Genomic DNA, 12,115 nt, shown 5'->3' on the forward strand with positions numbered 1-12,115 from the left:
TTTATTTGACTCGACATCGTTTTGATTTGCTTTTCAGCGTCTCGCCCCGTGTCAGTGGGTGCGCATTATAGGGAGAATTTAAAAGCGCGCAACCCCTTTTTGCAATTAATTTTCAGAAATGTGTTCAACCGCTCAAAAAGAGAACAAAAACACTAAAAACACTAAAAACACCATGTTTTTGTTTGGATTTCATACAAAAATCACTTTCTAGTCTCCTAAAAACTAAAAAAGCAGGCCTGTGCCTGCTTTATAAAATATCTATAACATGAATATTAGAACTTATATTCAATACCAAGACCTAAGTAATCTTCTTCTGTACCTTGCTCTTCATCAACTGTTGAGTAGAAGCCATATAGTTTGGTTGATTTATTTAGCTTGTGATCAATACCAACACTAAAACCATCTACATCTTTAGAATCTACTGCATCAAAGTCAATTGTTTGATATTGCACTTTAAAGGTGTTTTTACCGAAGCCATATGCAGCATTTAAAAGGAAGCCATCAGCAGTGCCTGTACCATCTACCTTTTCTTGCTTCTGGTACATTGCACCTAATTTAAGTGCGTCAGTTGCTTTAAATTGACCTGTAACACGTAAAGCATCATAACCTTTCACTTCACTGTCACCGGCTACGGCAATATAGTATTTAGACTTTTTCAGCTTTGAATCACCATAAGTAATTGCACCAGAGTAGCCATTTTCACCATCTGTTGAGTCTTCAGCAATGAAAGTTGCTAATACTTTAAAGCCATTAAAACTTGCCGACTTATAAGAAATCGTATCACCAAGGCGGTTTTCACCTTTAAAAAGGTTTTTCACATCAGCTTCTAAATCATTAAACTGGTCAACTTTGCCTTGTGAAAGCTTAAAAGCGGTGTCATTACGACCAATTACTACTTCACCGAAACTTCCTTTTAAACCAACATACTGGCTTCTTGCTGTAATATTGTCTTTATCACCCTTTGAATCGGCATCTGATACATCAACTTGGAATTCAAGCTTATAAATTACTTCTAGGCCGCCATCTAGTTTTTCTGAGCCTTTAAAACCAAAGCGTGACGCATTGCTTTTAATTTCTGTCGCACTTCCAGCACCTTCATCACTCGATTGAACAGATACATTTGCCTTGCCGTATACTTTAACATCTGCATTAGCATTAGCAGATAACGCACCTAGTACAGCAAGTAGAAGTGTTGATTTAACTAGTTTCATGTAATTTTCCTCAATATCGCAACACATGATGATTCAAAACGACGCTAGTTTCTCAGCTGTTAATGACAGAAATATTACACACAACATATTAGAGTCAAATAATTGCAAATAAACTGCATTAAAAACGTCATAAAAGTATGTTTCAGCTATAAATTATAGGAGAGGAATAAATTATTACTTAATTTTTGCAATAATCTTTATTACATCATCTATAAGTAATTTTGAGTTGAATTGCTTTATAGATAGGTTAAGGTTAATAGTATATGTATAGGTGAATTACCGAGCGAGTACTGAGTGACACGTCGAATCCTAATTATTGAAGACACCCCAACCATTGCTAGAGTGCAAAAGCATATTGCAGTTTCTGCAGGTTATGAGGCTGACATTGCTGAATCACTAGCACAAACAAAAGAACTACTCGACAATAATAGTTACTTTTGCGCAGTTGTGGACTTTATTTTACCTGATGCGCCTAACGGCGAAGCAATTCACTATACAGTGAACTCTGATATCCCCACGATTGTCATGACTGGTAACCTAGACAATCAAACTCGTGAAACTGTCGAAAAATACCCAATCATCGATTACATCACCAAAGAAAATAAACAAGCTTACCAATATCTTAAAAAGCAACTTATGCGTTTGCCTCGAAATGAGTATGTAAAAGTATTGGTTGTTGATGACTCCCGTCAGACAAGAAATTACATCAGCTCTCTATTAGTGAGACATAAGTATAGGGTTCTTGAGGCATGTGATGGTATTGAAGCCCTCGAAGTATTAAAACAAAACCCAGACATTTCTGTCGTGATCACTGACAATGAAATGCCAAACATGAATGGCGAAGACTTGTGCAGTGAAATACGACTGCAATATTCTAATGATGAAAAAGCCATTATCGGCATTTCTAGCTCTAATGCATTACACCTCTCAGCTCGATTCATAAAGAGAGGCGCGAACGACTATCTTCGCAAGCCATTTAACGCAGAGGAGTTTTATTGCAGGCTTAGTCAAAACGTCGATATGCTGGAATATATAGCCACAATAAAGCGCCAAGCTAACTCTGATTATTTAACAGGCTTACCTAATCGTCGTTACTTCTTTGAGTTTACTAATAAGTCATTAAGACAAAAAGCCGCTTCAAATAATGAGGTGGGGCTGGCAATGATAGATGTGGATCACTTTAAAGCCATTAATGATAACTATGGCCATGATGCGGGAGATGATGTGCTCAAAGCTCTTGCTCAAGCATTTGACTCTCACTTCCCTGGTCAACTTACTGCAAGATTAGGAGGCGAGGAATTTGCCGTTTATTTTGCTAATGCTACGCAAGAAGAAAGTTTAGCTTTATTAGATAAATTTAGAGATTATCTAGATATACATAGTGCTGGATTAACCAAACACAATATTCACTTTACGGTATCAATAGGTGTTTGTAGAGCTGTTAGTAAAAATGTTGATAGTCTGATAAAAGAAGCTGATATAAAACTTTATGAAGCAAAGCATTCAGGTCGTAATAAAGTGATCAGTTAATTAAGACTAAGTGGCTGGCATTACAATGCAGCCACTTAAAATATTCTATTATTTCTTTTTGCTTGCCCTTAAGCTGTCCCAACTATACAAAGCCAACGCCCCCCAAATACAAGCAAATGTCACTGCGCGTTCAATTGAGAACTCCTCGCCATACAAGGTCACCGCCAAGGTAAACATGATACTCGGACCAAGATACTGAAACAGACCTAATGTGGAATAAGGTAGACGTTTCGCAGCGCCAATAAAACACAACAGAGGTAAGGTTGTGACCACTCCAGCACTGACCAGCAATATATTTAGGATCACTTCATTATTAAACATATCTGAGCTAACCGTCGCAGGGGTCAAGTACCAATATATAATTGCAAACGGCATTAAGATAAGTGCTTCGATTAACAAGCCAGGTAGTGATTCTACTGGCATTTTCTTTCTCAAAAGCCCGTAGATTGCAAACGAGCTTGCCAACGCAAACGCCACTACAGGAAAAGAACCATACGCGATCACTTGTAATAACACCCCTAGTGAAGCAATCGCGACGGCGATGATTTGCCATTTTCGCAAGCGCTCGGAAAGAAAGATGACACCAAGCAATACATTTAACAGTGGGTTTATGTAATAACCGAGACTCGCGTCGAGCATGTGATCATTATTAACAGCCCAAATAAACAACCCCCAATTGAACCCGAGTAAAGTAGAGCTAACACAAAGCATCCCCAATAACTTTGGTTTCTTGATGACATGCTGGATCTGATGCCATTGCTTCGCAGCGAATACAATGAGAATTAAAAACAACACCGACCAAATCACTCGGTGAGTCAAGATCTCTAGTGCCGCTATAGACTCAATCTGTTTAAAGTAGATGGGTGCCATGCCCCACATTAAAAATGCTAAGACAGCATAAAGGTAACCCTGTTGGGTCTGATTATTTAGCATCAACACGACTCAAAAAGTAAAAAACCATTATACCTTGCTAAGTTGGTTGCAAATAGACAGAAAATAGGAACTTACAGACATAACATGGCAACTACATGTAAACCGTCAAACACAACAGCGCAAATAAATTTACAGACAAGCAATGCAAAAGCCACTAAAATGCCCGCCATGAAATCAGACCCTATCTGCGAACATTCAACCCTTGCTAAGCAAGCATTAGAAGACACTTTTGGCTACAGTGAATTTAGAGCTGGCCAAGAGGCTGTAATTAATGCGGCACTAAATGGACAAGATACGCTCGTCTTGCTGCCTACCGGTGGCGGTAAATCATTATGTTATCAGATCCCTGCGCTTTTATTTGACGGCGCATCGGTCGTCATTTCGCCTTTGATCTCGTTAATGGAAGATCAAGTCTCTCAGCTTCAAGCAATTGGCGTTAGTGCAGCATACATCAATAATACCGTAGATTTTACACAGCAAAATGCGATTTTTAATCAATTAGCCGAAGGTACATTAAAGTTACTTTATGTTGCACCAGAAAAAGCACTGCAGTTTGATTTTATTCAAAGGCTAAAGAACTTAAACATTCGCTTCTTCGCGATTGATGAAGCCCATTGTGTATCTCACTGGGGGCATGATTTCAGACCGCATTACCGTCGCTTAAGTGAACTCAAACAGCACTTTCCTCACTGCCCTATGATGGCCTTAACGGCTACGGCAGATATTGCGACACGCCATGATATTGCACACCAGCTTGGGTTAAATGCACCTTATATTCATACAGGTAGTTTTGACAGACCAAATATTCGCTACACCATTGAAGAAAAGTTCAAACCTCTTTCTCAGCTCATGCGCTATTTACGCGATCAAAAAGGCCAAAGCGGCATTATTTATTGTACTAGTCGTAAGCGTGTAGACGATATCTCAGAAAAGCTTGCCGAAGCTGGCTTTAATGTCGCCGCATATCATGCCGGAATGAGTAATGATCAGCGTCAATTTGTACAAAAAGCCTTTGCCAGAGACGATATCAATATTGTTGTTGCAACCGTCGCATTCGGTATGGGGATTAATAAATCAAACGTACGCTTTGTGCTGCATTACGATATACCTAAGAGTATTGAGGCTTATTACCAGGAGACTGGTCGAGCTGGTCGTGATGGACTTGCCGCAGAAGCCATCATGTACTTTGATCCTGCTGATATAGGACGAGTAAAACGCTTTTTTGAAGATATTCCTGACGAGGCTAGACGTAAAGTAGAAGAGCAGCGCTTTCAGGCAATGGCAAACTTTGCAGAGGCGCAAACCTGCCGTCGACAAATATTACTCAATTACTTTAGCGAATATCAGAGAGAGCCTTGTGGCAACTGCGATATTTGTCTTAATCCGCCGAAACGCTTTGACGGCACTTTAGTCGCACAACAAGCCCTATCTTGTGTATATCGCGCGCAACAACGCTTTGGTTTAGGGTATATCGTCGACTTATTACGAGGGGCAAACACCAGTCGAATTCGCGATAACGGACACCACGAATTAAGTACCTATGGTATTGGCAAAAGCCATAGCGTTGAGTATTGGTTAAGCATTTTGCGGCAGCTCGTTCATCATGGCTTACTTGCTCAAGACATAACACAAGGCGCAAGCCTTAAACTGACAGAAGCAGCAAGAGCCGTATTGCGCGGTGAATATGTATTGCAATTGGCCGAACCGCGCTTACAAGCTAAGCACATATATCAAGATAAATTGGCGCAATTTAATTACGACAAAAAGCTGTTTGCTAAGCTACGTAGTTTACGTAAAGAACTCGCCGATGCCGATGATGTACCGCCATATGTGGTCTTTAACGATAAGACACTGGCAGAAATGGCGCAGAAAATGCCGACTGATGATGCCGAATTCTTAAATGTGTCAGGCGTTGGTTTTAGTAAACTCAGCAAGTATGGCGCACCGTTTATGCAACTTATCCGAAATTATTTAGCCGCGAGTTAATGATGACGCAAATTACCTTTAATACTGAATTTAATTTTCTGCAGATCGCACCTGACTTTTTCCCCGAGGCCGATGAATTTGGCTTCTGGGGTCAAATATTCTTAAACCATGAGGCTATTTCTATTCTTGAAACCTCCGAAGGCGCAGATCGCCATCAAATACGCTTTTGTTGGCATGGACATAATTTTAATCTTAACTTTGAGCATTACAGCGAGAGTTTATGGGTAAGCCCAGAAGGGGTTGAAGCGGAACTTTTACTTGAAAAACTGCAACTATTTTTGCTTTCTACCCTTTCATAATAATTAGACAGACCTCCATTTTTCTGCTTAATATAATGATATAAAAGAGGATAAACAGCAGGAGGAAGGTAATGGTCACAAGGTATTGTCAGCCCGTATTGCTTTTATTCTCTACATTTTTCGTCAGTGGTGCTGCATTTGCAGAACCAAATATCTTCAACTCTCAAGAAAACAGCTGCAGTAATCAACGCCAAGACAGCAATGATGACATCAACCTAAAGCGCCAACTCGACACTCAGCAAACTTTTCCCAAAGAAGCTGAAAATAAGCGTATAACAAAAATCACCTTAAAACAGTTAAACGTTTTCGACACCAGCTTACCGGAAGAAAATAACTTTTTATTTCGCTTTGCAAACCACGCGCATATCACAACAGAACCTGAAGTTATCTTAAATACTTTATTATTTAATCAAGGCTCAAAATATGACATCAAGGAATTAGCAGAGTCCGAGCGTTTATTACGTCAACAAAATTATCTTTATGATGCCCGCATATATGCAGAAGAGACATGTGAAGACGAAGTACATGTTACGGTTGTAACTAGAGACTTATGGACTTTACTGCCCGACATTAGTTTTAGTCGCAGTGGTGGTGAAAACTCCTCGCGCCTTGGCTTTCGAGAAACAAACTTACTAGGATATGGCAAAAGATTATCTTTCACCGCAACTGAAGATAAAGATAGAAACGGTTATTTATTTGTTTATGACGACCCAGCTATCTTATCGAGTCGTTACCGAGGTCGCATAGAGTATGCTGACAACTCAGATGGAGAGCGGCATTATTTAGGGGCTTACCTGCCATTTTATTCTATTAAGTCGACGCATAGTTATGGGTTTTATACTTTTGCGAATAAACGGGTAGAATCGATTTATTCTCGAAACGAAGTCGTTTCTGAGTTTTTACACGACACTGAAATTAACGACGCGTATTATGGTTTCGCCGTTCAGGCACCTAAACAATGGACACATAGATATACTGTGGGTCTACACAATGAACAACACAACTTTAAAACCACCCCTTACTCTTTTCTTGCTGTTGCAGACAACCGAGCACTCACCTACCCATATTTTCAGGGTCAATGGCTTCAAGACGATTATATTAAGGTGCGTAATTTTGATTCAATTTACCGCACAGAAGATTTAAATTTAGGCTGGAATGTAAAAGCCAAACTCGGTTATTCATCGAATAACTGGGTAGATGACGACAGTCACGTCATTTATCAATTTTCCGCAAGCAAAGCGCATTACACAACCGAACGCAGTTTATGGCGATTCAATACCAGTATTCAAGGAGAATGGAATACAGACCAAAATGAAGCCCGAAACTTCATAAGTGCCGTTAACTTTCAATATTATCTAAATACCAGCATACAGCAATCATGGTTTGCGAACTTATCTTTGAAATATGCAAAAAACTTAACGGCAGACAAACAATTGGTTTTAGGCGGCGAGACTGGACTAAGAGGTTACCCGTTAAATTACCAACAAGGTAGTCGTAGCGCTTTAGTTAATTTAGAAAAACGTTACTACTGGGAATATGACCTACTGCAACTTTTCAAGGTAGGAGGAGCGCTTTTCTTCGATGCAGGTAAGGTTACAGGCAAAGCACAAGTTAATACCGATAATTCACTACTGAAGAATATAGGCATGGGATTAAGGCTTGCACCGAGTCGAGCCAATGCTGGCATTGTATTGCATTTGGATATTGCAGCGCCAATAAATAAAGAAGATAACATTGACAGTGTGCAATGGTTATTTACGGTTAAAAACCGCTTTTAAAAACAGCTCATGGCGCTCTCGGCAGGGATCGAACCTGCAACTCAGCTTCCGGAGAGCTACGTGATATCCATTTCACCACGAGAGCACACGAACGATGCATATAGTAATGTCATTCCTTTGCAAATACTAGCATTTCACTTTCAGCTGATTAAATAACAGACTAAAAACAAAAATATTAATGCTTTTTAGCGATTTTTTGTATTTTTGACTATGCTTAGATTTTGATTTACCAGTATTATAGACAGCAAGTTACTACGTTTTATTAACATAAAGCGCCGTGTAATGCGGTAACAACAACAATAAAAGCTTAACACATCAAGAGGAAGCTATTATGAGCCAAATGACCACGCAGCAAGTTGCTGAGTTTTTAGAAGTAAAAGTGGAAAGAGTGAAAAGACTTGCTCGTGAAAACCTATTAATCGCAAAAGGTGAAGACGCACAAGGTGATCCCGTATTTGATCAAGCTGACGTAGAAAAATACAAAGAATTAGCAAAGCGATTAGGTGGTATTTAGCCGCTTTAATTGTAATGTGTGTGAAGTGGCTTTTTCTACTTCACCTCGCACATCATACCAAGAGATACACAGCAATAGATAAGCATTCCTAAATACCCTTAATTTCTCTATTGCATAATCGGGTACTGCGATACCCTTACTTGCATAATAGATATTCAGCATCCACACTATTTCGTCATTCGTGAGCTGGAAGCTGGTTACAAGCCCAGCTAAGTCGAAATAAACATCGCTAACTGCTGCATATTCAAAATCAATCACAACCACTCCCGCTGCAGTCGCTATTATATTTTCTCTGACTAAGTCGTTATGGCAACACCCTAACTCTTTTGGATAACTATCAAGTAAGCGAAAACAGCTCTCTAACTCTGAATTAAAACGCTTTTTAAGAGAGGCGCTTAAATCTGACAATACGTGTTTTATACCTAAAGAGACAGGCAAATTGACCAATGGTTGTTGATGTACTGCAGAGATTGTCTCCACCAAATTACATAATCGTTTTTTATCTATGCCCTCAGCTGCTTCATCGATATACGTGAACAGCGCAACTTTAAGCCTCTCATCCCAGCGAATGACTTCTTGAATATTGGACTCTGATTTTGCTATTAGACCCTGAAAAGCGAGGCTTAGCGAGGGCATGTCATTTTGATAAAGCTTGAGCAAATATTTATTCTGTTCGACAACAATTAAATAATTATGATTACTCAACCCTGATGTGATTTGATAACACGCTTTAACTTGCCTGAAAGCAAAAGATTCAGCAACGAACCCTCTTACTTCATCAGGCAGATTTTGGAAGCTATAGGCTCGCAAGTGGTAAGCCATTTCTTTGTTCGTGTTCTTCGTACCAACGTTTGTAACCCCAACAAGCTATAACCGTATAAAACACATAAAGTACAAAGGTCGGATAATATCCTTTCACAAAGAACAGGTACATAGATGCGGCATTAATGATGATCCAATAAAGCCAGTTCTCTAAAACCTTTTTAGCCACTAAATACGTTGTCATCACGGCAAAACAGGTTGTAAAACTATCTAGATACGCAAAATCAGCATGGGTGTAATTGTCCATAACAAAGCCGACACCTGTTGCCGTTAAAGCGGTGACAATGATGATATAAATATGTCTTAACAATGGCCAAGAAATAATAGGGGCGACTGAATCAGGCTGCTTGCCTTGTTGCCACATATACCAACCCACTACCGCCATTACCATGTAATACACATTTAATGCGGATTCCATCAACAACGCACCATTCCAATACATAATGGTATAAATAAATGTACTAAGAAAAGCCGCAGGCCAGCACCATTGATTCTCTTTCACAGCTAAAAAGACATAAGCCAGAGAAAGTATGACTGCGATGTACTCCCAGCCAGACATAGCAGTAAAACCGGAAAATGTGGCGCTTAAAAATTCAATCATTGCGGCGATAAATCTCCAGAAATGAACTTACACACAAAGACAATCTTCCCAAACTCTGCAAAAGAGCGTTTCATTTCTTCTTGAAGTACCGACATAACCAAATCATATTCACCAAATACTTGGGTAGACATGGTATTCGTTAAAACCTTAAGCTCTGGGTGTGTATTTAAGCGCTCAATAAAGGCTTTGATAAAAGGGATATAATCTGAGTGAAGTGGATATTTGCTAATTTCTACAGATAGCTGCATTTTGAAATCCATAATAGAAGTGTTTTACCTATTTTAGCCTCTGAGATTTTTTAAGGAATAGTTTTATTTAGGTTTTTGCCCGTCATAAAATCCGCTTTTGGAGTGTAATTGATCCAGTCTTGCTGGTGAGTAATGAGCCCTTTTTCATTAAATTGTAGTGTCATAACAAATCGCCAAGGTCCCATTTTTTGGCCATGGTAAATAAATTCATTAAAGTGCCCTGATATAACGGCTTGCCGCTGTTGCTCATCAATAACCAAGCGCTCTACTTTAAAGGTCTTTAAATCGTCTATAACTTTAAAATTACCACCGTTCCAATTATAAAAAGCAGCAATGCCTGATTTTCCAACAGCGTGATGACCATATACTAAATCTTCTAACTGTGCAGAATCTGCATACAGCTTTAAAAATGCATCAAAATCGACTCTAGCCTGATAGATTGATATAAATTGCTCAACTTGAGGTTTTATAGTGGGCACATTATTTTGCTTAAGCGGACTTTTACAGCCGATTAAAAGCAAACCAATGAAAATAGCAAAGCACCTTGTCATATATTTTCACCTCAACAATCAAAAAAGCGCGCTCATCGCGCGCTTAAAGCCATTAACTACCGACAATACCTAATGGCGTGGCATTTTTCCATGCGCCTCGAGTAAAGTCAGGAATACTAATAGATTCACTACGATTCGCGACTGACTGAGCTGAAAGTGGTGAGATCACCGACCAAGCTGCACCATCGTATACATCTTGATCTAGCGCTTCACCGTTGCGTAAACAATAAATCATGCGCCAGAACATTAAGAAATCCATGCCACCATGACCGCCATTGCGTTCTGCTTCTGCGCCCATTTTCTTCCACAGCGGATGATCATATTTGTCATACCAAGGGGACATATCATGCTCCCATTCATGGAAGTTATCTAGATTACCGCCCTTTTCAAGTGCGATACGATTCGGGAAGCCCGCAAACACACCATTTGTGCCTTGGATCAAATTATGACGAGAGTAAGGTCTTGGCGTGGTTGTATCGTGTTGTACCATGATGGAACGACCTTTAACCGTTTTGATCATGGTGGTATTCATATCACCGGCAATATAGTTCAATTGATTCCGTTGATGATCCGCTGGGAATTCTCGTTGTGCATAGGCCGCTCGGCCCAATGCTGGAGAACTCATAGAAGTTAAGTAATCAAAACGGTCACCGCGGTTAATGTTCATATATTGAGAAACAGGGCCTAAGCCATGAGTTGGGTACAAGTTACCATCACGCTTTGCATGCCAACCCGTTCGCCAAGAACCTGTTTTATGCTCGATTTCTTTCATTTGCCAACGCAGTTCATGAATATAAGCGGCTTCACCATGCAGTAATTCGCCGAATAGTCCCTGACGAACCATATTAAGCACCATCAACTCATCACGACCATAGTTGACGTTTTCCATCATCATACAGTTTTTCTGAGTGCGCTCTGCGGTATCGACAATGTCCCACATCTCTTCGACTGTCAGTGCCAAAGGCACTTCAACAAATGCATGCTTTCCACTGTTCATAGTGTCAATGGCCATAGGTGCATGCCACTTCCAAGGCGTTGAGATGATCACAATATCTATATCATCACGGGCTAGCATATCTTGATAGGCTAAATCCGCACCTCGGTACAGAGCTGGTTTTTTTAAGCCTCGCTCAGCTAAATAATTAGCAGAACGTTCCAAAACCTCATCATGAGTATCACAAATTGCGACAATTTCAGCGCCTTCAATATGGCTCATGCGGCGCACATGACCATAACCACGCTGGCCAACGCCGATAAACCCAACTCTGACCACGTCCATTTTTGGTGCGATAAGACCAATAACCGATTTACCTTTCTGAGTCGGTACAAATGCTGTGCTTGAGTTTGATGTTTGCGCACACCCTGCAGCGACACTCGCTGCGGCAGCAACACCTGCGGCTTTGAGAAAGTCACGTCTATTTAATTGTTTCATTATTATTTTTCCTCTTTGTAACCACTTATACCAATCGGTGTAATTAAGTAGCCTATTTTGAGGTGGATAAAACTTTGCGATAGCAAGGCAAAAATTTTGCTGTTTAGTTATTCTAAATGATAAATTTTTAACACAGCTAGCGTGAGTTTTAGCTTCTCAAATTGGTTAAGTATTATGACTGATTGGTATTTACCCTAACCAATAAGTAAA

The 12,115-nt window shown here is 39.9% G+C and carries 12 protein-coding genes and 1 tRNA gene; 5 read left to right on the forward strand and 8 right to left on the reverse strand.

Going from position 1 to position 12,115, the window contains the following annotated elements:
- Positions 1-272: 272 nt before the first annotated feature.
- Complete coding sequence (locus tag AC1HJP_RS09140; protein WP_480361544.1) at positions 273-1,211, reverse strand: porin; 939 nt, start codon at positions 1,209-1,211, stop codon at positions 273-275.
- 294 nt (positions 1,212-1,505) lie between these two features.
- Between AC1HJP_RS09140 and AC1HJP_RS09145 the strand changes: the two genes are divergently transcribed.
- Positions 1,506-2,741, forward strand: coding sequence for a diguanylate cyclase (locus AC1HJP_RS09145; RefSeq protein ID WP_480361545.1), 1,236 nt, complete (start codon positions 1,506-1,508; stop codon positions 2,739-2,741).
- 48 nt (positions 2,742-2,789) lie between these two features.
- On the opposite strand, the gene rarD is transcribed toward AC1HJP_RS09145, so the two are convergent.
- On the reverse strand, positions 2,790-3,677 hold the full coding sequence (gene rarD / locus AC1HJP_RS09150) for an EamA family transporter RarD (protein ID WP_404391688.1): 888 nt from the start codon (positions 3,675-3,677) through the stop codon (positions 2,790-2,792).
- Between the two features lie 165 nt (positions 3,678-3,842).
- On the opposite strand from rarD, the gene recQ reads away from it, so the two are divergent.
- The 3 genes from recQ (at position 3,843) to AC1HJP_RS09165 (ending at position 7,737) form a co-directional block, all read left to right on the forward strand.
- The gene (gene recQ, locus AC1HJP_RS09155) at positions 3,843-5,660 is read left to right on the forward strand and encodes a DNA helicase RecQ (protein ID WP_480361682.1); all 1,818 of its coding nucleotides are present in this window, start codon (positions 3,843-3,845) and stop codon (positions 5,658-5,660) included.
- Positions 5,660-5,959 carry a DUF3630 family protein gene (locus tag AC1HJP_RS09160; RefSeq protein WP_480361546.1) on the forward strand — a complete coding sequence of 100 codons (300 nt, stop codon included), beginning with the start codon at positions 5,660-5,662 and terminating at the stop codon, positions 5,957-5,959. Before recQ ends, AC1HJP_RS09160 begins: the two co-directional genes overlap by 1 nt.
- A gap of 71 nt (positions 5,960-6,030) precedes the next feature.
- A complete protein-coding gene (locus AC1HJP_RS09165) occupies positions 6,031-7,737 on the forward strand; it encodes a BamA/TamA family outer membrane protein (protein ID WP_480361547.1) in 1,707 nt (568 codons plus the stop codon).
- A 10-nt stretch (positions 7,738-7,747) separates the two neighbouring features.
- On the opposite strand, the gene AC1HJP_RS09170 is transcribed toward AC1HJP_RS09165, so the two are convergent.
- A tRNA-Arg gene (locus AC1HJP_RS09170) sits at positions 7,748-7,822 on the reverse strand.
- Positions 7,823-8,068: 246 nt separating this feature from the next.
- On the opposite strand from AC1HJP_RS09170, the gene AC1HJP_RS09175 reads away from it, so the two are divergent.
- A complete protein-coding gene (locus AC1HJP_RS09175) occupies positions 8,069-8,251 on the forward strand; it encodes a helix-turn-helix domain-containing protein (RefSeq protein WP_480361548.1) in 183 nt (60 codons plus the stop codon).
- Here the strand turns inward: AC1HJP_RS09175 and AC1HJP_RS09180 are convergent.
- The 5 genes from AC1HJP_RS09180 to AC1HJP_RS09200 are packed head-to-tail and all read right to left on the reverse strand — an operon-like array spanning position 8,237 to position 11,905.
- The gene (locus tag AC1HJP_RS09180; RefSeq protein WP_480361549.1) at positions 8,237-9,073 is read right to left on the reverse strand and encodes a phosphotransferase; all 837 of its coding nucleotides are present in this window, start codon (positions 9,071-9,073) and stop codon (positions 8,237-8,239) included. The two genes, AC1HJP_RS09175 and AC1HJP_RS09180, sit on opposite strands and share 15 nt — an antisense overlap.
- The gene (gene pnuC, locus AC1HJP_RS09185) at positions 9,048-9,671 is read right to left on the reverse strand and encodes a nicotinamide riboside transporter PnuC (RefSeq protein ID WP_421965440.1); all 624 of its coding nucleotides are present in this window, start codon (positions 9,669-9,671) and stop codon (positions 9,048-9,050) included. The genes AC1HJP_RS09180 and pnuC overlap by 26 nt, the downstream gene beginning before the upstream one ends.
- On the reverse strand, positions 9,671-9,922 hold the full coding sequence (locus AC1HJP_RS09190; protein WP_480361550.1) for a hypothetical protein: 252 nt from the start codon (positions 9,920-9,922) through the stop codon (positions 9,671-9,673). The genes pnuC and AC1HJP_RS09190 overlap by 1 nt, the downstream gene beginning before the upstream one ends.
- 50 nt (positions 9,923-9,972) lie before the next feature.
- On the reverse strand, positions 9,973-10,473 hold the full coding sequence (locus AC1HJP_RS09195) for a nuclear transport factor 2 family protein (protein ID WP_480361551.1): 501 nt from the start codon (positions 10,471-10,473) through the stop codon (positions 9,973-9,975).
- A 52-nt stretch (positions 10,474-10,525) separates the two neighbouring features.
- Positions 10,526-11,905 (reverse strand): Gfo/Idh/MocA family protein, encoded by a 1,380-nt coding sequence (locus AC1HJP_RS09200; protein WP_480361552.1) that lies wholly within the window; start codon positions 11,903-11,905, stop codon positions 10,526-10,528.
- Positions 11,906-12,115 lie beyond the last annotated feature (210 nt).

The organism is Pseudoalteromonas sp. NFXS53, from assembly GCF_056629255.1.

What these genes read in the sequence shown, in the direction of transcription:
- AC1HJP_RS09190 (WP_480361550.1), bottom strand. Translation starts at nt 9,922, where the DNA reads ATGCAGCTATCTGTAGAAATTAGCAAATATCCACTTCACTCAGATTAT.
- AC1HJP_RS09140 (WP_480361544.1), bottom strand. Translation starts at nt 1,211, where the DNA reads ATGAAACTAGTTAAATCAACACTTCTACTTGCTGTACTAGGTGCGTTA.
- AC1HJP_RS09175 (WP_480361548.1), top strand. Translation starts at nt 8,069, where the DNA reads ATGAGCCAAATGACCACGCAGCAAGTTGCTGAGTTTTTAGAAGTAAAA.
- AC1HJP_RS09165 (WP_480361547.1), top strand. Translation starts at nt 6,031, where the DNA reads ATGGTCACAAGGTATTGTCAGCCCGTATTGCTTTTATTCTCTACATTT.
- AC1HJP_RS09180 (WP_480361549.1), bottom strand. Translation starts at nt 9,073, where the DNA reads ATGGCTTACCACTTGCGAGCCTATAGCTTCCAAAATCTGCCTGATGAA.
- AC1HJP_RS09160 (WP_480361546.1), top strand. Translation starts at nt 5,660, where the DNA reads ATGATGACGCAAATTACCTTTAATACTGAATTTAATTTTCTGCAGATC.
- AC1HJP_RS09195 (WP_480361551.1), bottom strand. Translation starts at nt 10,473, where the DNA reads ATGACAAGGTGCTTTGCTATTTTCATTGGTTTGCTTTTAATCGGCTGT.
- recQ (WP_480361682.1), top strand. Translation starts at nt 3,843, where the DNA reads ATGAAATCAGACCCTATCTGCGAACATTCAACCCTTGCTAAGCAAGCA.
- AC1HJP_RS09200 (WP_480361552.1), bottom strand. Translation starts at nt 11,905, where the DNA reads ATGAAACAATTAAATAGACGTGACTTTCTCAAAGCCGCAGGTGTTGCT.